This window comes from Deltaproteobacteria bacterium (assembly GCA_020848905.1).
In the GTDB taxonomy this organism is placed as follows: Bacteria; Myxococcota_A; Polyangia.
This window is the reverse complement of sequence record JADLHG010000056.1, coordinates 292,700-317,153: the sequence shown is the minus strand read 5'-3', so window position 1 is coordinate 317,153 and position 24,454 is coordinate 292,700. Positions and strand designations below refer to the sequence as shown.

Sequence of the window (24,454 nt, the reverse complement as noted above, 5' to 3'; positions counted from 1 at the left end):
TCATCGCCGCCAGCTCGCTCGCCCCCGGCGACTACTTCGCCGTCAACACCCCCGCGGACAAGTTCGCCGCGCTCGGCCTCACGCCGGAGAAGCTCCCCGAGCTCAGCCAGCAGATCGGAGAGGAGCTCGCCGGCCGCGCGGGGGGCGCGGTGTCGCTCGCCCTCGGCATCAGCCAGATCTTCTCGGGTCTGCCCGGCCTGAAGACGCTCATCGCCTACTGGTACCACTTCGCGATCATGTTCGAGGCGCTCTTCATCCTCACCACCGTCGACACCGGGACACGCGTGGCCCGCTTCCTCGTGCAGGAGTTCGGCGGGCGCGTCGTTCCGCGCTTCGGGCGGACGGACTGGATGCCGGGGACTCTCGTCTCCACCGGCCTCGTCTGCCTCGCCTGGGGCTATCTCGTCTGGACGGGGAGCATCTCCACCATCTGGCCCATGCTCGGCATCTCCAACCAGCTCCTGGCCTGCATCGCCCTCTGCGCGGGGGGCACGATGCTCGTGAACCAGGGGAAGCGCCGCTACCTCTGGGTGACGCTCGCGCCGCTCCTCTTCGTGGGGGTCGCCACGGAGCTCGCGGGCTACCAGCTCGTGACGGAGCAGTTCATCCCCAAGCTCGTCGGGTCGGGCAAGCCGGAGCTCGTCTTCCAGGGCTACCTGCTCTCGACGCTCTGCGTGCTCGCCATGGCAGCCCTGGGCCTCATCTTCGTCTTCTCCGCGCGCAAATGGCTCCGGGGCCCCAAGCCGCAGGCCTCCGGCGAGTAGGTTCCGGTAGGTAACCTTGCGCCGATCCTCACATTGACGGGGTGGAGCCGGCCCCTCACCATCGAGGGAGGCATGCGCAACAGGGACACCGGGCCCCCTCGCCTCTCGACGCCGCGTCACGCGTGGCTGGGGTGCCTGGCGCTGCTCGCGCTCCTGCTCGGTCCGGGCTGCATACGCGCCTCGTCTCGCACGCTCAACCCTGGCGACGACCCGGGCGACCCCGGCGAAGTCCCCGAGCTGATCGACGCCGGCCCAAGCCCCTCGGACGGCGCGCCCTCCACGACACCCACGGCGGACGGGCTTCGGGACAGCGGCTCGGCGCCGGACGGCGGAACTCCCCTAGCAGACCTGCTCCTGACCGACGCGCGAAGGCCCGACGCCGGCCGACTGGATGCAGGACGCCGCGACACGCTGCGCCCGGACACGCTGCGCCCGGACACGCTGCGTCCGGACACGCTGCGCCCGGACACGCTGCGCCCGGATACCCAGCCCCCGGGGATTCGCTTCGACACGGCGAGCAGCGCCGTCCTCGGGATGACGGGACCGACCACTCTGAGCTGGAGCCACACGACCACCTCGGCGGGCGGCGGTACCCGCCTGCTCGTGGTCACCACCGGGGTGCGCGGCAACACGGCCGTGACCTCGGCGACCTACGGCTCGCGCGCCCTCACGAAGCTCCGCTCGGACAATACCGCCGTCCCCGACGCACGCACCGAGATCTGGTACCTCAAGGATCCCGCGGCCGGCACGCAGACGGTGACGCTGACGTTCAGCGTCTCGCAGAACATCACGGCGGGGGCCCTGACCTTCACCGGCGTCTCGCAGATCACTCCCTTTAACGGCACGGGAGCGGGCGCGGTGATCAGCACGCCGACGACGAACCCGACCATCTCGCTGGCCGTGCCGAGCGCCGCAGGTCAGGTCGTCGTGGACACGGTCACCGTGCAGACACCGAACGCCAATCTGGCGGTGAACGCCGCTCAGACCGAGCGCTGGCTGCGGGAGAACCAGCACGTCGAGGGCCGCGCCAGCAGCCGACCGGCAGCCGCCAGCGGCGCGTCGACGACCATGACGTGGACACAGACGGGCGTCGGCATCTCGGGCCGGTACGAACCCTACGCGATCTCCGCCGTGGCCCTGCGGCCGTGGCCTTAGGCCGCAGGTTCCGCTATCCAGCGACGGCTTGCTCGGGAATCGGACTAACTACCGAGCGGCGATGTTCCGGTACTCGGTCGTCACGCGAGCGGCCTCGGGCTGGCGCAGCCTGCCGCCCACGAGCGTCGCCTTGACGTGCAGTTCCTGCCCCGTCAGGGCCGGCAGGCGCTCGACGTAGCTGAGCTCGGCCGAAGGGATACCGGCCGACGGCCAGTACTTGAGAACAGTTGTCCCTCGACGGGCGAAGCAGGCCGCACGCGACAGCACGACCGGAGCCGATCCGTTGCGAGTTTGCCCCGTGAAGGTCAGACCTAGGACCTCGCAGACGCCGGCCGCAGAAGCCGGCCCCGTCAGGTGCAGCTCGCCCGCCGTGGCGGACTCCTTCACGATCTTCGCGCGGAAGCCCTGCCGCATCGTCGCATCGAGGACGGCCAGCGCCGGGTCGTCCGTGGACCGTTCGAAGCGGAGGTGGCTGCCGTCCGCCGCGAAGACCATGCGTCCTACCTCACGCTCGGAGCCCCGGCCTCCCGTCCCCGGTTGGGCGAACGTCACCTGACCGAGGGTCGGCCAATATGTGGCCTGCAACTGGGCGAGCGCCTGGAAGAGCGAGTAACCGTCCATCTCCTCGGCAAAGGCCCTCGCCTCCGCATTCGAGATCGGCTCCGCGCGCGCGGCGCCACAAAGACCGAAGACGAGGATGGCAGCTCCGCAGAGCCGGAAGGATGAAAGGGAAGGTCGTCTGGACATGGTCTCCTCCTGCAAGCCCGCCAGTGCAGGGAGCGGACCAACGGCCATTGGCCTCCGAGTAGCGTGAGATTTCAGCGCGCTGTGGCGAAGGGCGCCGCGTGCCGGCGCGCAAGACCCTCATCAGGTTCGGCGAGGATGGCCACCGGCGTCGCTCCACGGCCCAACCGATCGCAAACGGGTGTCCGCAGGGAGGCGGCCGATCCGACCGCCTACGCGGTCAGAGGGCGACGCACTGACCGCCGAGGCAGGACTTCCCGTCGGCGCAACCGACCGAGGCGCCGCACTGGGGCGCCGCCTCGAGCTGCGTCATGCAATAGCCGCCCTTGCCGCAAACGGGGCCGTCCTTGCAGCCCGCGCAGTCGGCCGGCTTCTCGCACACCGTACGGCAAATCCCGTTCACGCACTGGCCTCCACCGACGCAGTTGGCCGAGATCGCGCACTCCGGCCGCGCCCGGTGGTCGGCCCGGCAGACCCGCACGCTCGACCCGCTGGCCAGCTGGATCACGGCCCCGCAGAGGTCCGTCGGCCGCCCGCAGAGCCCCGTGGCCGTGCACTCCGGCAGGCAGAGGTTGTTCACGCAGGCCTTGCCGGCCCCGCACTGCGCGCTGGTCTGACAAGCCGGGCTCGGATCCGGCACGCAGACCTTGGCGCGACAGACCTGTCCGCTCCCGCACGCCTCGGGGCCCGCGCACGCGCTCGTGCACTTGCCGTCGAGGCAGGCGCGTCCCGCACCGCAGTGCCGGTCGAGCTCGCAGGTCTTGGCCGAGCCGCAGTCCCCCTGGCACGCGCCGCACTGACCGCTCACGCACATCCCGTCGCCGCACGCGGCCCCGCTCTGGCAGAGCGCGGGCGGCGTGGCGACCGGCGGCACGCAGCTTCCGCCGGGGTCGCACTCGAAGCCCTGCCCGAAGCGAGCGCACTCCGCAGGGGCTTTGCACCGCCCGGTCTTCCGGCACACGCCGCTGTCGCAGTACGCACCCTCGCCGCAGCCGGCCTCGTCGGTGCACGGGCTCGGCGCCGCCGCGCAGCGCCCGTCCACACAGACGAGGTCTCCCTGACAGCCGGCCCCTTCCGTGCAGCTCGTCACACACCCCTTGCCCGACGGATGACACGTGCTCCCCGCGGGACACCCCTCCGCGTCGCACACGGCCCCGGGCAGCTCGCACCCCGCGCGCGTGCACCGATAGCAGCCCGACCGGTCGCAGAAGACGAAGTACTCCGACGCACCCTCCTCGCGGCCCGACATCCAGTGACAGCCGGCGAGGGTCACAGCGCCGGCGAGCGCCAGCACGAACACGAAACGCGGGGAATCCTTGCCACGCATGCGGGCCTCCGGGACCATCGTCCTGCCCCACATAGAGCAAGCCGCGTGCCCCGGAGGTCGGCGGCGAATCCTCTGCGGTGGCCAGCAGCTACAGGGAAACCACGAACGCCCCGCGAGTCGGCGTGAACCGAAGTTGACGGATCGCGCGTCGCGGTCGGTTCACACGGCGGGCTCGGCCATCGGGGCACCGACCGCCCGAACCGTCTCGCGCAGGCTGTGCCGCGGACGAAAGCCGAGCACGTTGCGTGCGCGACCACCGTCCACCATCGCGGTGAAGCGGATGTGCGCCAGCTCGGGAACGGGAAAGGAGGTCAGGCGCAGGCGCCACAGGGCGCGCATGGCCGCGCCGAAGAGAGGCGAGGGGATCGGCAGCGTGGGTTTGCCCAGCTCCTTGAGGATCACGGAGAGCGGCACCTCGCCGGGGCCCGTCACGTTGAACAGCCCGTGCATCCCCGGCCGCAGCGAGAGGAGGATCGCGTCCACCACGTCCTGTTCGTGGATCACCTGGACCATGGGATCGAAGCCCATGAGGACGGGGACCCGCGCGAGGCGCAGGTAGTTCGACGCGGCGTTGTGCACGGACCCCAGGATATGGACCGGCCGCAACACCACCGTCTCGGTCGCGCCTCCCTGACAGCGCCAGAAGAACGAGGTGGCCTGCATGTCCACTTCGATCAGATCCCGGATCCCCGGGAAATCCATGGCCCCCATCAGCGGCGCGTCCTCGGTCAGAAACTGCTGGTTCTCGGCCTGCGGCCCGTACACGTCGGCGCTCGAGAGCACCACCACCTTGCGCACTCCGTAGTCCTGGCAGCAGGAGAGGAGCCGCGAGGTGCCGAGGACGTTCCAGCTGTGGTGCTCGGCCGTTCCTCGACGCGGGTCGTGCATGATCCCGAGGTGAATGAGCGCCGCGACATTGCCGGCGCGGAAGACGTCTCGCGTGGCGCGCGACCGCAGATCGACGCGGAGGTGCTGGATGTCCTTCGGCAGGTCGTCGATCGGACGCCGGTCGATCCCCACCACCTCGTAGCTGCCGAGCCGGTGCAGTTGCTTGGCGAGGAGCCGCCCGAGGCGCCCGGCCAGCCCGGTCACGACGATGCGGGGGAGGTCCTGCGCTCCCCGGCGCCCGCCGCGCTTCGGACCCTCGCCTCCCGCCGGCGCGGCGTTCTCGCGAGGGACGGCTTTCTTGCGAGGAGCCCTCTTCGGGGCGCTCGCTCGGGGCGGCTTGGCGCTGCGCGGCTTGCTCATCGTGGCTGGCTCTCGGCGCTCTCTCTAGAAGAAGATCGACTTCCGTTCCTTGAGGCCCATCATGATCATCGACTCGATGCTCAGCTTGACCTGCCGCACGAGCTGCTCCACCTGCTCGTCGTCGTCGTCGGGGTCCCCTTCGAAGAGGCGCGGCTGCCCGAAGTAGATGTGGTGCCGCGTCGGCAGCGGGAGGATCGGAAAGAAAGGGGGCCACGGCACGACCGGGAAGGCCGGCGCGCCGATCAGCTTGGCGATGAACTTGGCGTTCAGCGCCGGGGCCTGCTCCTCGGCGCCGACGAGCGCGATGGGGACGATGGGGGTCCGCGTGGCCAGGGCCAGGCGCATGAACCCGTGGCCGAAGCGCTGGAGCTGGTAGCGCGAGCTGAAGGGCTTCGAGATCCCCGCCGAGCCCTCCGGGAAGACGAGGATCATCTCCTCGTCCTCGAGCAGCCGCCGGCAGTTGTCCGGCGTGCCGACGACCTGCCCCCAGCGCGAGAAGAGGTAGCTCACGTACGGCAGCTTCGGCACGTAGTGCTCGATCATGGCGCGCGGGAGGCGCGGCGGCTTGCCGTCGAAGATCACCGACGCGCCGATGCTCAGGCCGTCGAAGGGGAGCTGCCCCGAGTGGTTGGCCACGAGCATGCAGCGGCCGGCCGGGATGTTCTCGATGTTGTAGGCCTTGGCGCGGAAGTAGTCCCGGTAGAAAAAGCGGGCCAGGAGGGCCACGGCCTTCAGGTCGTCGCGGTGGAAGCCGAAGGGGTCGTACCCGTACTCGTTCTGCCGGGTGGGGATGGACCGGATGCGCTCGAGCTCCTCGGGGGTGAGTCGCGACTCGACCCAGCGGAGGAACATGCCCTTCTTTTCGACGGCCATGGGCGGACCGTAGACCATCCCGGAGCCCCGTGACAAGGCGACAGCCGGGCACCGGCTCCCTCGCCTATTGTGAAGGACCCGCCGAGGGATATGATAGCCTCCGTCGCCTTGCTCCCTGCTTGGGGGATGCGCTATAGGAACGCCCCGGGCTCCCTTTGCCCGAGTCAGGATTCGACCGTGCTCAACTTCATCATCCGCAAGATCGTCGGTACCAAGAACACCCGCGAGCTGAAGAAGATGCAGCCCATCGTGGCCCGCATCAACGAGCTCGAAGCGGGGCTCAAGTCCAAGTCGAACGCCGAGCTGCAGGCGCTGACGGGGCAGTTCCGAAACCGACTCGAGCGCGGCGAGACGCTGGACGCGCTCCTCCCCGAGGCCTTCGCCGCGGTGCGCGAGACCGGGCGGCGCGTGCTCAACATGCGGCACTACGACGTGCAGCTCATGGGCGGCATGGCGCTGCACAAGGGCACCATCGCCGAGATGAAGACCGGCGAGGGCAAGACCCTCGTGGCCACCCTCCCCTGCTACCTGAACGCGCTCACCGGCCGCGGGGTGCACCTCATCACGGTCAACGACTACCTGGCCAAGCGCGACGCCGACTGGATGGGCAAGATCCACAACTTCCTCGGCCTGTCGGTGGGCGTCATCTACCACGACATGCCCGACCGGGAGCGCCAGAAGGCCTACCGCTGCGACATCACCTACGGGCAGAACAACGAGTTCGGCTTCGACTACCTGCGCGACAACATGAAGGAGTCGATCGAGGCCTACGTCCAGCGCGAGCTGAACTACGCCATCGTGGACGAGGTGGACTCGATCCTCGTCGACGAGGCGCGCACGCCGCTCATCATCAGCGGGCCCGCGGAGCAGTCGGCGGACCTCTACCACCGCGTGAACCAGATCATCCCGTCCCTGAAGAAGGACGTGGACTACACGGTGGACGAGAAGGCCCACAGCTCGATGCTGACGGACACCGGCGTGGAGCGGGTCGAGAAGCTCCTCAACGTGAACAACCTCTACGACCCGTCCAACATCCAGTGGCTCCACCACGTCCAGCAGGCGCTCCAGGCCCACTCGCTCTACAAGCGCGACGTGAACTACCTGGTCGAGGAGGGCAAGGTCCTCATCATCGACGAGCACACCGGCCGCAAGATGCCCGGTCGGCGCTGGTCCGACGGTCTGCACCAGGCGATCGAGGCCAAGGAGAACGTGCCGATCGAGGAGGAGAACCAGACCCTCGCGACGATCACGTTCCAGAACTACTTCCGCATGTACAACAAGCTCGGCGGGATGACCGGGACGGCCGAGACCGAGGCGGAGGAGTTCTACAAGATCTACAAGCTCGAGGTGATGGTGATCCCGCCGAACAAGCCGCTCGGCCGGAAGGACTACGACGACGTGATCTACAAGACGGAGCTCGCGAAGTTCCGCTTCGTCATCGAAGAGATCGAGAACTGCCAGAAGAACGGGCAACCGGTGCTGGTCGGCACCACCTCGGTGGAGAAGTCCGAGGTGCTGTCGAAGATGCTCAAGAAGAAGAACATCAAGCACGACGTCCTCAACGCGAAGAACCACGCGCGCGAGGCCGAGATCGTGGCCCAGGCGGGGCGCAAGGGATCGGTGACCATCGCCACCAACATGGCCGGCCGCGGTACGGACATCTTGCTCGGCGGTAACCCCGAGTTCTTGGCCAAGCAGCAGGTCGACCCCGACGCCGAGCCCGAACGCTACGCGCAGGTGCTCAAGGCGATGCAGGAGCAATGCGCCAAGGAGCACGAGGAGGTGGTCAAGGCCGGCGGGCTGCACATCCTCGGCACCGAGCGGCACGAGGCGCGGCGCATCGACAACCAGCTCCGCGGACGCGCGGGTCGCCAGGGGGACCCCGGCTCGTCGCGCTTCTTCCTCTCGCTCGAGGACAACCTGCTGCGCATCTTCGGCGCCGACCGCATCACGGGCCTGATGGAGCGCCTGGGGATGAAGGAGGACGAGGCGATCGAGCACCGCTTCGTCAACCGCGCCATCGAGAACGCGCAGAAGAAGGTCGAGGGGCACAACTTCGACATCCGCAAGCACCTGCTCGAGTACGACGACGTGATGAACCTGCAGCGCAAGTCGATCTACGCCACGCGCAAGCAGGTGCTGGAGGGACGCTACCTGCCGGAGCTCACCGAGCAGGAGAAGAAGGAGGGCAAGACGGTCGAGGTGCCGACGAAGAGCGGCGACTGGACCATCGACAACCTGGCCGAGCGGCTTCAGCCGCAGGTGACGCAGATCGTGGAGCCCTTCTTCGCCGGCTTGCCGGGCGGGGAGACGGTGGATCCGTACCGCACCGACGCGACGGAGGGGCCGGGCCGGGGAGAGGTGCAGTACGAGGCCCTGACCCACGAGCTCTACCGCTACTTCGGCGCCGTGGTGGACCTGCGGGCGGAGGCGCGCAACGCGAAGGCCTGCATCGAGAAGACGTCCCGCGAGGTGGCGGCGTCGCTCATCCAGCAGCGCGAGCGGATCCTGGACCTGTCGGAGAACGCCATTGGGGACCTCGTCGGGCAGTTCTGCCCCGAGCAGGCGCACGGCGAGGACTGGGACCTGAAGGGGCTGGAGGCGGCTCTCGAGCAGACCTTCAACGGGAAGTTCGACCTGAAGGGCGTCGCCATGGAGCAGGAGCCCATCGCCGAGCGCTGCTGGGAGGCGGTGGAGAAGCTGGTCCAGACGCGCGAGGCCGAGCTCGGCCCGATGTACTTTCTCTTCTTCGCGCGGCACTTCTTGCTGGAGGAGATCGACGCCCAGTGGATCGACCATCTGAAGGCGATGGAGCACCTGCGGGAGGGGATCGGGCTCCGCGGCTACGGCCAGAAGGACCCGAAGCAGGAGTACAAGAAGGAGGGCTACAACATGTTCTCCGAGATGATGGGCCGCATTCAGGGCAACGTCATCTCGAAGCTCTTCCGGGTGCAGGTGGCCCGCGAGGAGGAGCAGCTCCCCGAGTACAAGCACAAGAAACGCCGCATGACGCTCGGTCGGGGGCAAACGGCGGAGGACGGCGAGGCAGAGGGGGAGCAGAAGGCCAAGACCGTCCGGCGAATGGTGCCGCGCATCGGCCGCAACGATCCATGCCCCTGCGGCAGCGGTAAGAAGTACAAGAAGTGCCACATGCTGCTGGAAGAGGGGCAGTCGCAGGCGGAGTAGGCGCCCGCCCGCCCAGGATCCCGGCGCCGAGGTCTAGCGCTCTCGCCGGATGATGTGAAACCCGAACTCCGTCTCCACCACCGCCGAGAGGCCGCCCACGCCGAGCGCGAAGGCGTACTGCTCGAACTTCGGCACCATCTCGCCGCGCGCGAAGGGGGGGAGCTCGCCCCCCTTGGCGGCCGTGGAGTCGTCCGAGTGGGTGCGCGCCAGCTTGGCGAAGTCGGCCCCCTCGGCGGCCGCCTCCTTGCGCACCTTCAAGGCCAGCTTCAGCGCGTCGGCCTTGCTGCGCGCCTCGCGCGGGTGCCCCTTGGAACCGTCGTAGCTGACGAGGATGTGGCGCGCGACGATCTTCTTGAGCGGCAGGCGCTTGATGACGTGGAAGCCGTACGGCGTCTCGACGACGGGCGAGACCTCCCCGACCTCGAGCTGCTTCACCGCCTCGAGGTAGGCCTCCATCCCCGGGGTCAGGCGCTTCGGGCCGAGCGGCGTGATCACGCCCCCGCGGAGGGAGCCCGACGGTGAATCCGAGTTGCGGGCCGCGAGCACGGCGAAGCTCGCGTCCGGCTTGAGAGCCAGCGCGCGAATCTTCTCCGCGAGGGCCTTGGCCTCGGCGCGCGTCTTCTTGTTCGTGACCGGGGCGAGCTTCGTCCCCTTGAACATGATGACGATGTGGGCCGTGGAGTACTCCTCGGGTTCCACCCGCTCGAGGACCACGAAGCCGGCCGGCCCATCGATCGGGTCGGAGACCTGACCGAGGTCGAGGCCGAGCGCCGCCCTGGCGACGGGCCCCCGGTCCCCCGGGTGAAAGGTCTCGACGAAGACACGCTCCTCGTCGGGAGCGTCGGAGAAACGCCTGGCGAGCGAGGCGAAGTCGCCCCCCTTCTGGCGCGCGGCCGCCACGAGGCGTCGCGCCCGGCGCTCGGCCTCCGCGCGACTGCGCGTCCCCTTCTCGGCACGCGGCGCGCCGGAGTGCGCGACGAGGAGCTGCCTGACGGCCACCTCGGTCGGGACCTTCGCCGGGACCTTGGGTCGCCGTGCCGGGTCCTCCTCGGCCTTGGGATCGAGGGGGATGTCATCGACGGCAGGGTCGGCTCCCTTCGGCGGCGGCGGATCCGCGGGGCGCGTGGGCTCGCCGCCTCGATCCGCTTCCTTGGGAGGGGTCTTGTCGGGACAGCCGACGAGGGCGAGGGGAAGGGCGAGCACGGCCAGCTTCCGCGAGAGCATGCGATGGCTCCTTCGTTCTCCGAGGAGAACACGATACCGGATGCGCTTTCGACGGGCCAGCCGAGCGGTTTTTTTGCCCCGCGCGATCAGCTGCCCTAGGGTCGGACCCATGATTCCACATCTAAGCGACGTTCTGGCCGACGCCCCCTTCGAGCTCCACGCGCAGGTCGCCGGCGTCGGCGTTCGCCTGCTCTGCAACACGCCGCGCCTCTTCGACGAGCTCTCGCGGCACTATCGGCCGGGACGTCTGCCGGCCGGCACCGTGCCGACCACCGTCGTCGCGCGACACGGCAAGCCTCTGCCGACGCTCCCGCGCGGCACCCCGGCGAAGCTCCTCCGCGGCACCTACGAGGAGACGGAAGCGCCTTTCGAGGGGCGCCTCTTTCGGGAGGTCGGCGCGAAGGTCACGGCGATGGCCCTGCCCGGCACGTGCCTCGTGGCCGGCGATCTCCACCGCGCGTCGAGCCGCATCTGCGACTTCGTGGATCTGATGGTGACCGAGCAGCTCGTCTCGCTCGGGTATCAGCTCTCGTCCGCCCAGGGAGTCTCGCGCGACGGCATCGGCATCGTGCTCGCCGGGCCCCGCGAGACCTTGCCCGACGTGGTCGCCGCCCGTCTGATGGAGGCCGGCTACGCGGCGCTCGGCGGCCACCCGCTGCTGCTGGGGCTGGGGCCCGAAGGGGCGAGGATGGTGGGCAGCACGGGGGACCTGCACCTCTCGGCCGCCGCCGTCCTCTCCAGCGCCCGCCTCTCGCGGCACTGCACGACGGAGCAACTCGGTCGCTACGCCCGCCTGCCCCGCGCGACGCTCGAGCGGCCGGTCGAGCGCGTGGGACTCAGCCCGGGCGACCCACGCGCCGTCGGTCTGCGCGTGGCCGAGCACGCGGTGCACCTCGTGATCCTCTTCCGCTGGCGCAGCGATCTCCGCAAGGAGATGAACCTGCGCCCCGCCACGCCGCGGGAGCGCGAGCTGATGCTCCAGCCCTTCGACGGGGTCCCCGAGAGCCTCGCCCCGACGACCATGGTGGCCGAGGGCCAGATGGACGTGACCGCCCTCTGCCAGTCGCTCCAGCTGGCCTTCAACGAGGTCCACGTCTCGCCGGCCACCGCGTCGTAGTCCCGCCGCCCGCGCCGGACCCTCAGTCGTCGTAGAGGCGCCGGAGCTCCACCCCCTCGCGAAGATCCTCCACCCGCTCGTACCGCGCGCCGAGGTCGAGCCGCAGATAGTACTTCCGCGCGCGCGCCACGCCGAAGCTGCTCGAGAGCTGGAGCTGCTCCTCGCCGATGCGCTGGTACCCGCCCTCGACGATGTCGTGGCCGAAAACCACCACCCGCTGGGCCGGCCCGACGCTGCTCAGCACGGCGAGGAAGCGACGCGCGACCGGCGACGGGCAGCTTCTACACCAGAGGAGGCGTCCGAGGGGCGAGACCTGGACCATGGTCGCGAAGTCGAGGTGCTCGTACCCGCGGTAGTCGACGCGCTCCAGCTCGGCGAAGTTCTGCAGGGCGACGTGCGGCGCACCGTGCGTGAAGCTGACGCCGCACGGACTCAGGGCCACGAGGGGGAAGGAGCGAAAGAGCCGGCGGTAGCGCGCGGCGCGGTCCGCTCCCACGAGCGTCTCGAAGTGCTGCGTCTCGTCCGGCCAGAACTTCGGCGTGTGCGGCCCCCCCACGTGGGAATGCTCGTGGTTGCCGAGCAGGCACTCCACGCGGCCGGGGAACGCGCGTCGCAGCTCGAGGAGTCCCTCGAGGAGCTCCGCCGACTGGTCGGGGTACGGGTCTCCGAGATTGGTCGGCCAGTCCTCCAGGTCCGCCGTCGGGCCGTGGATCAGGTCCCCGGTAAAGAGGAGCACGGGCAGCTCCCCCGCCGCCTCCGCCGCCAGGAAGAGCTCGCGCAGGCGCCAGAAGTCGCCGAGGTGCCCATGCAGGTCGGTGCACACGAGGAGCGTCCCCCGGGGCGGCAGGCGCAAAACGGTCCTCGCTCTCACGTCCGTCATGGCTGCGCCCGCGCAAAGGCCCGGGAGCCGAGCCAGAGAGGGAGCACCACCGCGCCAGCCGAGATAGCGAGCGCGGCGAGGCCCGCGACGAGGAGGGGCGTCGCGACGTCCGGCAGCCCGCGGTGAAGGAGGTACGCCGGGTACGCGGCGAGAGCCACGAAGGTCAGCGAGACGACGATCGAGATCGTCATGCAAACCAGGCCACCGAAGGAGGCCGCCACCTTCGCCGCGCTCTCCGCCTTGTAGTCGGGCAGGAGGGCTCCGACGCCGATGGAGAGGGCCGCGACGGTCAGCGCGGTGAGCGCGGCCACGATCGCCCCGAGGAGCATCATGGAGGGCGTCGCGCCGAGGATCGCGCTCGACGCGATCGAGAGCACCTCGGAGACGAAGAGCAGGGGCGGAAGCGTGGAGAGGAGCTTGGCGCGCAGGATCTGACCGGGCCAGAGCGGCGCGGCGCGCAGGAGCCAAAGCATGCGCCCCTCCTGCGAGACGAGAGGGAAGGCAAAACGCACGCTCACGGCGCTCGTGACGAAGGCCGCGAGCCCCATGCCGAGCAGGAAGAGGGCGTACCGTCCGACCAGCCCGGTCTCACCGATGCTGCGAAAGTAACGGAAGTTGTAGAGGTAGACGAAGACGAGCGCGAGGAGCAGCACGAGCTGCGACCACTGCGACGCGTCTCGCAGCAGAAGCTTCAGATCTTTGATCAGGAACTCCCGAGGGGCCCCCCGGGGGACGATCAGGCCGGCGGCGCGCAGCCAGTCGGCCTCGGCGCCTCGACGTCCGGGTGCGCGGAGAGCGCCGTCCGGCGCGACGGGTCTTCTCCGCAGCCAGCCCCAGAGCCGGGAGACGCGGGCCACCGTGCGGCCTTCGTGGCTGCGCGAGTAGGCGAGCCGATGCCACCGACGGAAGACGAGCGACGCTACGGTGGTGGAGGCGCCAGCGGCCGTGACGAGGGCGGCGAACATCAGCGCCGGGCTCCCCTGCCCCGCCGCATCGCGAAAAGTGGACGCCACGGCCTGGGCCGCCCAGTGCGACGGCAGGAGCGGCGGAGACGGCGACGAGAGCGAGGCGAGGAAGGTCACCATGGAGGCGAACCCTTCGGGGTTGAGAAAGCGCTCGGGCTCGACCAGCCGCGCGAGCACGTAGAGGACGACGAAGGCCAGAAAGAGAACCCCGACCAGGATGCCGCGCACGCGCGACGCGGGCAACGCGGCCACGAGGAGGAGGCTGAGCGTCGTGCCCAGGGCCGCCGGCACGAGCAGCAGCGGGGGCAAGACGGCCCCCACGGCGATGAAGGTGGAGCCGGTCCCCGCCACGCGCGCGAAGGCGAAGAGCACCGGGACGCCGAAGGCGAGCACCATCCAGGAGGAGTGCCAGAGCTGTTCGGCGAAGCGCGCGGCAAAGAGCACGCGCGGGGGAATCGGCGCGGCGACGAGCAGCTCGAGGTCGGTGGAGAGGAAGAAGCTCGAGAGGGCGGTCACCACGTTGCTCAGCAGGAGCACGCTCGAGAGGACGAGGAGGACGAGGTCGAGGAGGCGGCGGCAGAGGAGCGGCCCCACGACCTCGACGCCGAGGCAGAGGCGGAGAAACCAGACGGCCACCTGGTGGATCCCGACGGCCACGAGCACTCCGACCAGGAAAAAGGCGAGTCGCGTGAGGCGGTGCGAGAGCGGGGCCCGTCCGTGGGGCACGACCTTGGGCCAGAGGAGGCCCAAGGGGCTCGGCCACTCGCGGGCGCGTTCGGGCGGGCTCATCGGTCTTTGTCGCCGCGGGGCGCTTCGCTCGCCACCGGCGCGTCGGTCGCCGACGGCGAGTCGCTCGAGCGCTGCCCCGGCTCGGTCAGCTGGAGGAAGAGGGCCTCCAGGCGCACGCCATCGGCGCGGTGGGCCTGGCGCACCTCGTCCAGGGTCCCCGAGGCCACGATGCGGCCGCGGTCGATGATCGCCAGCGCGTCGCAGGTCTGCTCCACCATCTCCAGGGTATGGGTGGACACGAGCACGGCCAGCTCGTGCTCGTCCGCGAGCTCGCGAAGCACCTGTTTCAGCCGCGCCGCGCCGCGGGGGTCGAGCCCCACCATCGGCTCGTCGAGGACCAGGAGGTCCGGGGAGTGCAGCAGCGCGCTGCAGAGGAGCAGGCGCTGGCGCATGCCGTGCGAGTAGGCCTCGATCGGCTCGCCGGCCCAGCTCGCGAGCTCGAAGCGTTCGAGCCACCGCGCGGCCTCGGTGCGAATGGCCTTCGCCCCCATCCCGAAGAGCCCGCCCACGAAGCGCAGGAACTCCGCCCCCGTCAGTTTTTCGTAAAGGAACGGGCGGTCGCCGATGAAGCCGATGCGCAGCTTGGCCTCGAGCGGCGCGGCCAGCGCGTCGATCCCGCAGACCCGGATGCTGCCGCTGGTCGGCGAGAGCAGCCCCGTGATGAGCCGCAGGGTGGTGGTCTTGCCGGCCCCGTTCGGCCCCACGACGCCGAAGACCTGCCCCTGCGCCACGGTCAGGTCCACGCCCGCGAGCGCCTCGAACGCGCCGTAGGTCTTGCGCAGGGCGCGAAGCTCGAGCACGGGGGTGAACTCCGATGGCGCCATCACCGGACCTCCTCGGCCTCGACCAGCTCGTCGCCGGGCCCCTCGGCGCGCAGCAGCCGCCCTCTCGCATCGAGCCAGAGACGGACGCTCCGCCCCTCGGCCTCCTCGCGCACCGGCCAGACGTCCACCTCGCCGGCCGCGAAGCGACGCCGCTGCCGCAGACCGAGCTCGAGGCGCACGTTCCGTCGAGCGAGCGAGAGCGGGTCGAAGAGCGCGAGCTCCACCTGCCGCCCGAGCACCCCGCGCACGAGCAGCGGGCGGACCGCGACGGCGAGCACCGGCCCTCGCCCCACCTCGACGAGCTCGCTCACCCGGCGCCGCCCCACCCGCCCCTCGAGCTGGCAGTGTCCCGTCTCTAGCTCGCAGGTTCCCTTCAGGGTGAAGCGACCTCCGGCCAGCAGGGGGGGCAGCCGCCCGACCGGACCGAATGCCCGCAGGAAGCGCGGGCCGTCCAGGTCGAGCCGTATTGAGGCGACAGAGAGATCCGAGCGCAGCCGCAGCCGCACCTCGCCGATCGCGCCCTGCTCGTCGGCCACGCGGTGGGCGAGCAACCACTCCTTGCCCACGCGATGCGTCTCCTCGACGAGGCGGGCGACGGGCCGGCCACCTCGACGAAGGACGAAGCGCTGCGTGCCCCCCGGCAGCTCGAGGGCGAGCCCCCCACCGAGAGCCCCGGTCGCGCGGAGCTCGCGCACCACGAAGAGGAAGACCACGCCGAAGCCGAGGAGCCAGGCCGCGTCCAGCCAGCGTCGCGCCGGGAGGGTGGGGTCCATGAAGGATGGGCGACGCACTGGAGCCTCTCGAAGGTGGAAGTGTGGACATCCTACCGCGACCGTGTCATCAAACGCCAAGAGGCCGACGCGACTCGGCCGACCTCCATGTCCGACGATCCCCCACCCATCCGAGACGGCCTGGTGCTCCGCATCTGCTCGGGGCAGAGCTGCGGCGGCTACGCCGGACGCCTCGAAGCCGCGGCCCGGGAGCACATTCGAGCCCAGGGCCTCGAGGCGGAGGTGGCGCTCGCGAGCCACAGCTGCTTCGGTCGCTGCTTCAGAGGGCCGAACCTGGCGGTGGAAAGGTGGCGCGACGGCCGCCGGAACGACCAGGCGATGCTGGCGCTGATGCTCGAACGCAAGCACCCCGACCTGCGGATGGAGAGCGGTGTGCGCCCCGAGGACGTGCCGAAGCTCATCGACTGGCACCTCGCCGCGTGGCGACGCCACCTCGCGAAGCGCTAGAGAACACCGACCGGGTCGCGCGCCCCCGGCGGCCCGCGCGGCGTGCCCGGCCGCTGCGCGCCGGCGGCTGGCCAGCCACGGCGGGGGCGTGATAGAAGGCGTCCGTGATCGCAGCGAGCGGAGAGGCATGACGGAAACCAACGACTGGGCCTTGATCCTCGGCGCCTCGAGCGGCTTCGGCGAGGCCACCTCCCTCAGGCTGGCCGAGGAAGGCTTCAACATCTTCGGGGTGCACCTGGACCGGAGGTCGGCCGAGGCGCAGGTGGCCGGCATCGTGGCACGCATCGAGGCGGCCGGGCGCCAGGCGCAGTTCTTCAACGTCAACGCCGCCGACCCCGAGAAACGCGCGAGCGTCCTCGACGCGATCGGCGCGCGCATCGGAGAGACGGACCAGGTGCGGGTGCTCATGCACAGCCTGGCCTTCGGCACGCTCAAGCCCTTCGTCGCCGACGGCCCGAAGGAGCGCATCGATCAGCTCTCGATGGACATGACCTTGAACGTGATGGCCCACAGTCTGGTCTACTGGTCGCAGGAGCTGGTCGCGCGGAAGCTGATGCGCGCCGGGGGCCGGATCTTCGCCATGACCAGCGCGGGCTCGCGCGTGATCTGGAAGTCCTACGGCGCGGTCAGCGCGGCCAAGTGCGCGCTCGAGAGCCACTGCCGGCAGCTCGCGGTGGAGCTTGGCCCGCTCGGGATCGGCGTGAACGCCCTCCTCGCGGGCGTCACGGACACCCCCGCGCTACGCAAGATCCCCGGCAACGAGCAGATGATCCAGCAGGCCCTCGCGCGACACCCCCGCGGTCGCCTCACCCGGCCCGAGGACGTGGCCGGAGCGATCGCCGCGCTCAGCCGCCCCGAGGCGGGATGGATCACGGGAAACACCATCTTCGTGGACGGCGCCGAGACGATCACCGGGTAGTCGCTATCGAGCGACGGCCCAGACAAGGGGACCTGCCATGCACTCCGTACTTCGCCAGGGCGCCCTCGCGCAGGCCCGCTTGGTACGCGCGGGGGAGCTCTCCTCGGCCGAGCTCGTCGAGGCGCACATCGAGCAGATCCAGCGCGTGAACCCCGTGCTGAACGCGCTCGTGGTCCAGCGGTTCGACGCGGCCCGCAGCGAGGCGCGCGCGGCCGACGCCGCTCGCCAGCGGGGCGAGCTTCTCGGCCCCCTCCACGGCGTCCCCTGCACGGTGAAGGAGACCTTCGCGCTGGCGGGCTGCCCGAACACCGCCGGGTCCGTCTACCGGCGCGACGTGCGGCCGACCGCCGACGCCACCACGGTGACGCGCACGCGAACGGCGGGCGCGATCCCTCTCGGCGTCTCCAACGTGCCGGAGATGGCGATGTGGATCGAGTCCTATAACCGGGTCTACGGGCGAACGACCAACCCGTACGATCAGGGCCGGACCTGCGGAGGCAGCAGCGGCGGCGAGGCCGCGTTGATCGGCGCCGCCGCCTCCCCCTTCGGCATCGGCACCGACATCGGCGGATCCATCCGGCTGCCCGCCTTCTTCTGCGGCATCTTCGGCCACAAACCCACGGCGCGCCTCGTGCCGCTGGCCGGGCACTACCCGCCCTGCTTCGGGGCGATCAACGCCTACTGCGTGGCGGGACCCCTGAGCCGTACGGCCAAGGACCTGATGCCCCTTCTCCGCGTCGTAGCGGGGCCCGACGGCTCGCCGGAGGTGGCGTCCTTGCCGCTCGGGGAGCCCGACGAGGTCACGTTTCGCGGCCGCCGCGTCTGGCTGTGCGACCAGCTCGGGGGGCTACCGAGCCGGCCCACCACCGCATTGCGCGAGGCCGTCACGCGCGCCGGTCGCGCGCTGGAGGAGCGCGGCGCCATCGTGGAGCCCTTCGGCTCGCGTCGCCTCGCCCGGGCGCTCCAGATCTACTCGGGGATGCTCGCGGCCGTGGAGGGACCCACCTTCCACGAGCTGATCGGGGACGGAGCGCCGCCCCCGCTCGGACGCGAGCTCGTGCGCTGGGCGCTCCGTCGCAGCCGCCACACGCTCCCCGCGTTGCTCATGGCCCTGACCGAGAAGGCCGCCAAGGCGTCCGACAAGCAGCTCGCCGCGCATCAGGCCGAGGGGCGCGCGCTCCGCGCCGAGCTGGACGCCCTCTTCTCCGACGGGTCCGTGCTCCTCCTGCCCACGTACCCGCGCCCCGCGCCGCGGCACAACGTCCCGCTCGCCTTCCCGATGGATTGGCTCTACACCGCGATCTTCAACGTGATGGAGCTTCCCGCCACGGCCGTGCCCACCGGGCTCTCCCCCCGCGGCATCCCGCTCGGAGTGCAGGTCGTGGGCGGGCACGGCCAGGACCACGTCACGATCGCCACCGCGCTCGCGCTCGAGGAGTCCCTCGGGGGCTGGCAACCGCCCCTCGGGCTCGTCTCCTGAGCACGCCGCAGAGGATCCGCCATGACACGCTTTGAGCTCCCACCGCCCCCCGGCCGCCACATTCAAGCCGGCGGCCTGCACCTCCACTACGTCGAGGACGGGCGCCCCGACGGCCCGCCGCTCCTCCTGTTGCACGGGCTCCTAGCCTCTACCTACGTCTGGCAGAAGGTGCGGCCCGCGCTCGGCCGGCACTTCCGGCTGATCATGCCGGACCTGCCCGGTCACGGGTATTCCGAGAAGCCGGACGGCTTCTCGATGCACCTGCTCGACCAGGCGCAGGTCGTCGCCGATTTCCTCACGGCGCTCGGCATCCCGAGAGCCCGCGTCGTCGGCCAATCGATGGGCGGAGGGATCTCGATGCTCCTGGCGGCCCGCTTTCCGGAGCGCGTGGAGCAGCTGGTGCTCGTGGACTCCGTCTGCTTCCCCTTCGACCTGCCGCTCAAGGGGCGACTCGCCGTGGTGCCGGGCCTCGGCTATTTCCTCCTGCGCTACCTGTACCGCCGCCCGATCCTCGCCGACTTCATGCGCAAGGACGTCTACTTCGATCCGCGCTCGGCCTCCGACGAGGAGATCGACGTGATGTACGCGCACATGAACACCCCCGTCGCGCGACGCGCGATGCACCGTGGGATCCTCGCCTGTCACCAGCCGGCCTGGCTGGCCCCCGAGATCGCGCAGGTGAAGGCCCCGACGCTCATCCTCTGGGGCGAGAAGGACGCGCTCTTCCCCCCGGTGCTGGGCGAACAGCTCCAGCGGACCATCGCCGGCTCGCGCCTCGTGGTCTTTCCGAGCTGCGGGCACGCCATGATGTTCGAAATGCCCGATCGCTTCTGTCAGGAGGCCCTGGGCTTCTTCGGGGTCGCGGAGTAGCGCCGGTCAGCCGCGGGCCGCCACGGCCTCGGGGAAGAGCTCGGTCACGTCCCCCTCGAGCCGCAAGGTGAGCTGCGCCAGGCCGTCGTGGTCGGTGGGCCCGCGGTTCACCACCACGTACGGCACCCCCCGCTCCGCCGCCACGAGCGGCACCGAGGCCGCCGGGTAGACGGACAGGGTCGAACCGAGCGCCACCACGAGGTCCGCCCGCTCCGCCGCGAGCATCGCGCGCTCGAGCGTCTCCGGACGCAGCCGCTGGCCGAACATGATCGTCGCCGGCTTGAGCACCCCACCGCAGGCGCAACGCGGGACGCGCCGCTCCCGGGCGAAGGCCTCGAAGTGCGGCGCCGGGTCGCTGCGGCCGCCGCACGCCAGGCACTCCACCTCCAGATTCGTGCCGTGCAGCTCCACGAGCCTCTCCGGACTCGTCCCGGCGCGCGCGTGGAGTCCGTCGATGTTCTGCGTCACCACCGCCTCGAGCGCTCCGGCTCGCTCGAGCTCCACGATCGCCCGGTGCGCGGCGTTCGGCTGCGCGTCACGAAAGTCCCGCCAGCCCTCCAGCTTGTACTCCCAGTACTCGAGGCGGGCCGCCTCGCGGGCCACGAAGTCGTCGTAGTAGACCGGCTGTCGCGTCTGCCAGACCCCCTGCGGGCCGCGGTAGTCGGGGATCCCGCTCCCGGTGGAGAGGCCCGCGCCCGTGAAGACCAGCACGCGCTGCGCCCGGCGCAGGAGTTCCGCCAGGCGCTCGAGCGAAGCGGTGGTGGTCATCCGGACACGTCTCCTGCGGCCCGCGGGCACGGCGCAGACTCGCCCGCCAGGATCAGGTCGTGGGCACGGCCCGGCGGTCGGGGCGGAAGCGCACGTGCAGGTGGTCCCGATGGCCGCGCTCGTGGTTCAGCACGCTGAAGTAACGGCCCCCGCGGCGCCGCCGCTTCGGGTACTCGAAGATCTTCGAGAGCTCCTCGGCGCTCGCCCCGTGCGCCCGCGCGTAGCCGAAGAGCGCGCGCTGTAGTCCGTAGTCGAGGAAGATCATCTCCACCGCCCCAGTGCGCACGAGCGCTCGCACGAGAAACCAGGTGCGCTCGAGATGCAGCGTCTTGGCCGTCGCCGCCCCGCGCCGGGAGGCGGTGGGGCGCCGGAGCGGGAGCCAGATGTCCACGTCTCGGCCCGTCCGATGCGAGCGGTGCGGCCGGAGGCGACCCCCGCCCCGCTTGCTGAGGTCGTGCACGTAGAGCGGCGGAGCCTGGGGAAACCGCGCGTGATGCGCGGCGAAGGCCCGACGGAGGGCGCTGACCGTGGTCCGCGTCCCGAAGGCCCGCTCCGGCTTGTGCACGAGGTAGCCCGGACCGCTCGTCAGCGGGTACCGCACCCGTCCCGGGGGGTAGAGTCGGCCCGGCACCCGGATCCGCGCGCCAGGACGGAGCGTGTCCAGCTCGGGGTTCAGCCGACGCAGCGCCGCAGGCTTCATCCGGTGCCGTCGCGCGAGGCTGCCCCAGGTCTCGCCCGCGCGCACCCGGTGCAGCTCGGGAGGCGGCGTCTCGTCGTCCTCGTCGGCCCCGGAGGCTTCGTCCGCCGCCGGGGGGTCCGCCGGCCTCGCGTCCTGCCCGCCCGACGCGGGCTCGGCCGCGTCTTCGTCCGCCTCCCCCTCGTCGTCGTCGAGAGCGGCGGAGGCCTCCACGGGTCCGCGCGCCTGCGCCCCCTCCGGCACCTCGCCCAGGAGGACGAGGAAACCCAGGAGGGCGGCCGGCAGCGCGCGGGAAGCTCTCACGACATCCGCTCCAAGCTGCGGCGCATGACGTATTCCGACTTACGCAATACGGATTGGACAATCGTCGCAGGAGATCCCTGCGGCCCGCGCTTTCCCCGAGCTGCGCCGCCGAGGCCCTTCGTGCAGCTTCGATTGGAATGCGGTCTGCGCATCGCCCAAGGGCCTCCGCCGGGGGATTTAGAAGATGACCCGACTGTAATGGATCCTGCGGGGAGGAGGTAGCCCCTTTTTTATAAGCGACAGTAAATATGAAGTTCTAATTACACACGTCAATGGCAAAGAACGCGGTCCACCCCGATCAGTCGGTGTCCTCGAGCAGACTCCGCAGGTCAGGCGGCACCCCGGCCTGGACGGCCTGCAAGGCTTTGCGACTCGCAGCGTGGTCGGGCACCAGGCCGAGCGCCGCTCGCAGATCGGCTACCGCCCCGGACCGGTCGCCGAGGGCCAGCTTGGCGCGAGCCCGCCGGTAGAACCCGAACGCGGTCGCGCGCGTCGCGAGGAGCGCGTCCAGCTCTACCACCGCCGTTTTCACGTCGGCCAGCACCGCCCCGCGCTGCCCCTCGGCCTCGGCGATGGCCGCCCGCCGCAGAAGCCAGTCGGCCCGCACGGGCACGCTCTTCAGCACCTCCTCCACGAGCGCGCGGGCCCGCCCGAAGCCACCACGCGCGACCTCCACCCGCACGAGCGCCAGGCGCAAGACCACCGCGCCGCCCAGCCGACGCAGCCCCTCCGCGTAGCCCGCTGCAGCCGCCGCGAGCTCGCCCTGCGCCTCCTGAAGTCTCCCGCGCTCGACGTAGAGCTCGGGCTGTGGCGCGAGCGGGATGGCGCGATCGTAGTCGGCAACGGCCTCTTTGCGGCGCCCCGCCGTCGCGTGCAGACGGGCCCGGAGCGCGAAGGCCCTCCCCGTGCCGAGCCCTCGCTGGAAAAAGCGCGCCAGGGCCTGTTCCGCCTCGCGCGTCCGGCCCATCCCCGCGTAGCACTCCGCGGTGGCCAGATCCACCTCCCGATCCTTCGGGGCGAGGCGCCGCGCCCGCGCCAGGTCCTCTAGCGCGTGGGCATGCTCGCCCATCCGTCCATAGAGGAACGCGCGGTCCAGGCGCAACCGGACGTCTCGCGGCCGCCGCAAAATGGCCTGGTTCAGCGCCCGGAGCTGCGCGGGAAGGGCCCGGTGCGCGAACGCCTCGAGGGGGGAAAGGGCGATGACGAGCGCGAGCGCATGGAAGGGGACGGAGCGAAGGAAGCGCCGCATTACCGCCTCACTTCACCTGCCACTTGCGTCGCTTCAGAATGAAGGGGATGTGGACCTGGTCGGCCTTGTAGTCGTCGCACAGGGCGTACATCACCACGTTGACCCCCCAGCGGAAGGCGAGCTCCCGCTGGCGCTCGCCGCCGGGGTAGACGCCGTGCTCCCACTGGCCGAAGTTGTCCCGGGCCCACGCGCCTCCGAGGTCGTTCATCGAGTAGATGACCACGAGGCGGCCATCCCGCTCCACCGCCTCGAGCGCGGGCGCGGTCATGACGCGTCCCACCGCGCGCTCGAGGAGGTAGAAGGAGCGGTGCAGGGTGTGCTGCGGCTTCACTGCCTGCAGCCCGCGGTCGGGAAAGAGCGCGGCCACGAGCTGGCGGGCGCTGCGGTCGAAGGGCCCGCCGGGATGCGGATCCGCGGCATCCACGAGGAGCGTCCCACCATAGATGAGGAAGCGCTGCAGCCGCGCCACGTCGGCCTCGGGAAAGGGCTCGAAGGCCGCATCGCCACTCAGATAGAGGAGCGGATGGGCGAAGAGCGCGCGGTCGGACACGCGCACCTGGGCCACTTCCGGCGCCACGTCGATGCTGGTCCGCTTCTCCACCTCCCAGGCCAGGCGCGCCAGCGCCGTCGGTCGGGGCGTGGCGTTGCCACCCGCGTAGCGGAGCTGCGCGAGCTGCACCCTGGCCTTGGCGCCGAGGCCGAAGGCTCTGCCGCCCCACAGCGCGATGGGCAAGGCGGCTCCGAGCTTCAGCACGGCGCGCCGACCGAGCGGTGACGAGTTACCTGGCTTCGGCCTCGGCGACCCGCTCATCGCGCCTCCTCGCTCGCGTCCTCGGCGGGCGACGGCTCGGGCAGCAAGCGCCTGCCGACCAAGTGCCGGCGGGCCTCGGGGTAGGCGGCGAAGACCACTTGCCCGCGGTAGCGCGCCTCTCCGTCGACGGCGTCGGTCACCCGGTGGATCAGCGTGGCCGCGACCCGGCGCGGGTACTGGCGGCTCACCTCCCGGTAGATCTCGGGGTCCGATTCTCCGGTGTCGCCGATGAGGAGCACCCGGTAGCCGGGGAGAAGCTCGAGCACCTCTGCGATGCGGCGGAGCTTGTACGCGCGCTGGTCGCGGAGGGCATCCGAGCCGGGGCTCGTGCCGAGGTTCTTCAGCAAGAGCGGCGCGGAAGGGAAGCGCTTCAGCCGGAAGAACTCCCGCAGCTTGCTGTAGAGGTTCACGGGGCTGCCCGACACGAACACGATCGGGTAGGCCTGCCGGGCGAGCGCCCGATAGAGGGCCGGCGCGCCGGGATAGGTCTCGAGCTCCTGCGCGCTCCGCGTGAGCACCTTCCAGACCATGCGGGTCTTCCTGGTCACCCCCGTCTTGAGCACCGTGTCGTCCACGTCGCTCACCACCGCGAGCCCCGGGGAGGCGGGCCAGATAGAGAGGCGCCCCACCTCCACGCGATAGGGGCGCCCGTCGTGAAGCACGGCGGATACGGGGTGATGTCCGACGGGAAGCGGGCCCGACAGGTCGAGCCGCAGAAGGCCCTCGTGGTCGGCCTTGAGCCGGTAGACCTTGCCGGCCACCTTCAGCTCTACCTCGGCGCCGGGGATCTCGTCTGATTCGAGAGCCTGCACGTTGCGCTTCAGCTTGCGATAGAAGCTCTCACCGGGTCGCGAGGCGTCGAGCCCCTTGTCCTTGAGGACCCGGCCCCAGAGACGCGCACGGCTCGTCGTGCCGAAGCCCCCGTAGACGACCACCACCAGGCCCTTCTTCTTCGCGGAGGCACCGTTTGGCATGGACGTTCCGAGGAGCACGAGAAGCGCGCACCACGCCGACCGGCGATTG

At 70.7% G+C, this 24,454-nt stretch carries 22 protein-coding genes; 8 read left to right on the top strand and 14 right to left on the bottom strand.

The genetic code is table 11. The features are described from left to right. Positions 1–764 (top strand): carbon starvation protein A (locus tag IT371_24735; GenBank protein MCC6750888.1); only part of this gene is annotated, 764 nt, incomplete at its 5' end. 72 nt (positions 765–836) lie between these two features. Further along, on the top strand, positions 837–1,919 hold the full coding sequence (locus tag IT371_24730; protein MCC6750887.1) for a hypothetical protein: 1,083 nt from the start codon (positions 837–839) through the stop codon (positions 1,917–1,919). A gap of 48 nt (positions 1,920–1,967) precedes the next feature. On the opposite strand, the gene IT371_24725 is transcribed toward IT371_24730, so the two are convergent. From IT371_24725 to IT371_24710, 4 genes are all read right to left on the bottom strand, one after another. Continuing rightward, positions 1,968–2,666 carry a hypothetical protein gene (locus IT371_24725; GenBank protein MCC6750886.1) on the bottom strand — a complete coding sequence of 233 codons (699 nt, stop codon included), beginning with the start codon at positions 2,664–2,666 and terminating at the stop codon, positions 1,968–1,970. A 217-nt stretch (positions 2,667–2,883) separates the two neighbouring features. Further along, positions 2,884–3,990: a hypothetical protein gene (locus tag IT371_24720; protein MCC6750885.1), complete on the bottom strand. Its 1,107-nt coding sequence runs from the start codon at positions 3,988–3,990 to the stop codon at positions 2,884–2,886. 159 nt (positions 3,991–4,149) lie between these two features. Then, entirely contained in the window at positions 4,150–5,238 is a 1,089-nt protein-coding gene (locus IT371_24715; GenBank protein ID MCC6750884.1) for an NAD-dependent epimerase/dehydratase family protein, read from the bottom strand. Between the two features lie 24 nt (positions 5,239–5,262). Continuing rightward, positions 5,263–6,111, bottom strand: a complete 849-nt coding sequence (locus IT371_24710) for an acyltransferase family protein (GenBank protein ID MCC6750883.1) — start codon at positions 6,109–6,111, stop codon at positions 5,263–5,265. A 177-nt stretch (positions 6,112–6,288) separates the two neighbouring features. On the opposite strand from IT371_24710, the gene secA reads away from it, so the two are divergent. Next, complete coding sequence (gene secA / locus IT371_24705) at positions 6,289–9,297, top strand: preprotein translocase subunit SecA (GenBank protein MCC6750882.1); 3,009 nt, start codon at positions 6,289–6,291, stop codon at positions 9,295–9,297. Positions 9,298–9,330: 33 nt separating this feature from the next. Here secA and IT371_24700 read toward each other — a convergent pair whose 3' ends face one another. Continuing rightward, positions 9,331–10,521, bottom strand: a complete 1,191-nt coding sequence (locus IT371_24700) for a peptidylprolyl isomerase (protein MCC6750881.1) — start codon at positions 10,519–10,521, stop codon at positions 9,331–9,333. A 109-nt stretch (positions 10,522–10,630) separates the two neighbouring features. Here IT371_24700 and IT371_24695 point away from each other — a divergent pair, with 109 nt between their 5' ends. Then, the gene (locus IT371_24695; protein ID MCC6750880.1) at positions 10,631–11,638 is read left to right on the top strand and encodes a hypothetical protein; all 1,008 of its coding nucleotides are present in this window, start codon (positions 10,631–10,633) and stop codon (positions 11,636–11,638) included. 22 nt (positions 11,639–11,660) lie between these two features. On the opposite strand, the gene IT371_24690 is transcribed toward IT371_24695, so the two are convergent. The 4 genes from IT371_24690 to IT371_24675 are packed head-to-tail and all read right to left on the bottom strand — an operon-like array spanning position 11,661 to position 15,887. Then, the gene (locus IT371_24690; GenBank protein MCC6750879.1) at positions 11,661–12,518 is read right to left on the bottom strand and encodes a metallophosphoesterase; all 858 of its coding nucleotides are present in this window, start codon (positions 12,516–12,518) and stop codon (positions 11,661–11,663) included. Next, positions 12,515–14,272, bottom strand: coding sequence for a hypothetical protein (locus IT371_24685; GenBank protein MCC6750878.1), 1,758 nt, complete (start codon positions 14,270–14,272; stop codon positions 12,515–12,517). The genes IT371_24690 and IT371_24685 overlap by 4 nt, the downstream gene beginning before the upstream one ends. Then, positions 14,269–15,072: an ABC transporter ATP-binding protein gene (locus tag IT371_24680; GenBank protein ID MCC6750877.1), complete on the bottom strand. Its 804-nt coding sequence runs from the start codon at positions 15,070–15,072 to the stop codon at positions 14,269–14,271. Before IT371_24680 ends, IT371_24685 begins: the two co-directional genes overlap by 4 nt. Positions 15,073–15,095: 23 nt before the next feature. Then, complete coding sequence (locus tag IT371_24675; GenBank protein MCC6750876.1) at positions 15,096–15,887, bottom strand: hypothetical protein; 792 nt, start codon at positions 15,885–15,887, stop codon at positions 15,096–15,098. Between the two features lie 87 nt (positions 15,888–15,974). On the opposite strand from IT371_24675, the gene IT371_24670 reads away from it, so the two are divergent. The 4 genes from IT371_24670 (at position 15,975) to IT371_24655 (ending at position 19,603) form a co-directional block, all read left to right on the top strand. Beyond that, the gene (locus IT371_24670) at positions 15,975–16,334 is read left to right on the top strand and encodes a (2Fe-2S) ferredoxin domain-containing protein (protein MCC6750875.1); all 360 of its coding nucleotides are present in this window, start codon (positions 15,975–15,977) and stop codon (positions 16,332–16,334) included. A 127-nt stretch (positions 16,335–16,461) separates the two neighbouring features. Further along, positions 16,462–17,253 carry an SDR family oxidoreductase gene (locus IT371_24665; protein MCC6750874.1) on the top strand — a complete coding sequence of 264 codons (792 nt, stop codon included), beginning with the start codon at positions 16,462–16,464 and terminating at the stop codon, positions 17,251–17,253. Positions 17,254–17,290: 37 nt separating this feature from the next. Continuing rightward, a complete protein-coding gene (locus IT371_24660; GenBank protein ID MCC6750873.1) occupies positions 17,291–18,733 on the top strand; it encodes an amidase in 1,443 nt (480 codons plus the stop codon). Positions 18,734–18,754: 21 nt separating this feature from the next. Further along, on the top strand, positions 18,755–19,603 hold the full coding sequence (locus IT371_24655) for an alpha/beta hydrolase (GenBank protein MCC6750872.1): 849 nt from the start codon (positions 18,755–18,757) through the stop codon (positions 19,601–19,603). A gap of 6 nt (positions 19,604–19,609) precedes the next feature. On the opposite strand, the gene IT371_24650 is transcribed toward IT371_24655, so the two are convergent. From IT371_24650 to IT371_24630, 5 genes are all read right to left on the bottom strand, one after another. Beyond that, on the bottom strand, positions 19,610–20,371 hold the full coding sequence (locus tag IT371_24650; GenBank protein ID MCC6750871.1) for a Sir2 family NAD-dependent protein deacetylase: 762 nt from the start codon (positions 20,369–20,371) through the stop codon (positions 19,610–19,612). A 52-nt stretch (positions 20,372–20,423) separates the two neighbouring features. Then, positions 20,424–21,371 carry a penicillin-insensitive murein endopeptidase gene (locus IT371_24645; protein MCC6750870.1) on the bottom strand — a complete coding sequence of 316 codons (948 nt, stop codon included), beginning with the start codon at positions 21,369–21,371 and terminating at the stop codon, positions 20,424–20,426. Positions 21,372–21,669: 298 nt separating this feature from the next. Further along, positions 21,670–22,620 (bottom strand): tetratricopeptide repeat protein, encoded by a 951-nt coding sequence (locus IT371_24640; GenBank protein MCC6750869.1) that lies wholly within the window; start codon positions 22,618–22,620, stop codon positions 21,670–21,672. Between the two features lie 7 nt (positions 22,621–22,627). Then, positions 22,628–23,431 carry a DUF4159 domain-containing protein gene (locus tag IT371_24635; protein MCC6750868.1) on the bottom strand — a complete coding sequence of 268 codons (804 nt, stop codon included), beginning with the start codon at positions 23,429–23,431 and terminating at the stop codon, positions 22,628–22,630. Further along, positions 23,428–24,405 (bottom strand): DUF2183 domain-containing protein, encoded by a 978-nt coding sequence (locus tag IT371_24630; protein ID MCC6750867.1) that lies wholly within the window; start codon positions 24,403–24,405, stop codon positions 23,428–23,430. Before IT371_24630 ends, IT371_24635 begins: the two co-directional genes overlap by 4 nt. Positions 24,406–24,454 lie beyond the last annotated feature (49 nt).

Excerpts from the sequence above, each read along its gene's own strand:
- IT371_24700 (MCC6750881.1), bottom strand. The coding sequence starts at position 10,521 with ATGCTCTCGCGGAAGCTGGCCGTGCTCGCCCTTCCCCTCGCCCTCGTC.
- IT371_24715 (MCC6750884.1), bottom strand. The coding sequence starts at position 5,238 with ATGAGCAAGCCGCGCAGCGCCAAGCCGCCCCGAGCGAGCGCCCCGAAG.
- IT371_24730 (MCC6750887.1), top strand. The coding sequence starts at position 837 with ATGCGCAACAGGGACACCGGGCCCCCTCGCCTCTCGACGCCGCGTCAC.
- IT371_24655 (MCC6750872.1), top strand. The coding sequence starts at position 18,755 with ATGACACGCTTTGAGCTCCCACCGCCCCCCGGCCGCCACATTCAAGCC.
- IT371_24710 (MCC6750883.1), bottom strand. The coding sequence starts at position 6,111 with ATGGCCGTCGAAAAGAAGGGCATGTTCCTCCGCTGGGTCGAGTCGCGA.
- IT371_24665 (MCC6750874.1), top strand. The coding sequence starts at position 16,462 with ATGACGGAAACCAACGACTGGGCCTTGATCCTCGGCGCCTCGAGCGGC.
- IT371_24640 (MCC6750869.1), bottom strand. The coding sequence starts at position 22,620 with ATGCGGCGCTTCCTTCGCTCCGTCCCCTTCCATGCGCTCGCGCTCGTC.
- IT371_24670 (MCC6750875.1), top strand. The coding sequence starts at position 15,975 with ATGTCCGACGATCCCCCACCCATCCGAGACGGCCTGGTGCTCCGCATC.
- IT371_24685 (MCC6750878.1), bottom strand. The coding sequence starts at position 14,272 with ATGAGCCCGCCCGAACGCGCCCGCGAGTGGCCGAGCCCCTTGGGCCTC.
- IT371_24725 (MCC6750886.1), bottom strand. The coding sequence starts at position 2,666 with ATGTCCAGACGACCTTCCCTTTCATCCTTCCGGCTCTGCGGAGCTGCC.
- IT371_24650 (MCC6750871.1), bottom strand. The coding sequence starts at position 20,371 with ATGACCACCACCGCTTCGCTCGAGCGCCTGGCGGAACTCCTGCGCCGG.
- IT371_24660 (MCC6750873.1), top strand. The coding sequence starts at position 17,291 with ATGCACTCCGTACTTCGCCAGGGCGCCCTCGCGCAGGCCCGCTTGGTA.
- IT371_24690 (MCC6750879.1), bottom strand. The coding sequence starts at position 12,518 with ATGACGGACGTGAGAGCGAGGACCGTTTTGCGCCTGCCGCCCCGGGGG.
- IT371_24720 (MCC6750885.1), bottom strand. The coding sequence starts at position 3,990 with ATGCGTGGCAAGGATTCCCCGCGTTTCGTGTTCGTGCTGGCGCTCGCC.
- IT371_24695 (MCC6750880.1), top strand. The coding sequence starts at position 10,631 with ATGATTCCACATCTAAGCGACGTTCTGGCCGACGCCCCCTTCGAGCTC.
- IT371_24635 (MCC6750868.1), bottom strand. The coding sequence starts at position 23,431 with ATGAGCGGGTCGCCGAGGCCGAAGCCAGGTAACTCGTCACCGCTCGGT.
- IT371_24630 (MCC6750867.1), bottom strand. The coding sequence starts at position 24,405 with ATGCCAAACGGTGCCTCCGCGAAGAAGAAGGGCCTGGTGGTGGTCGTC.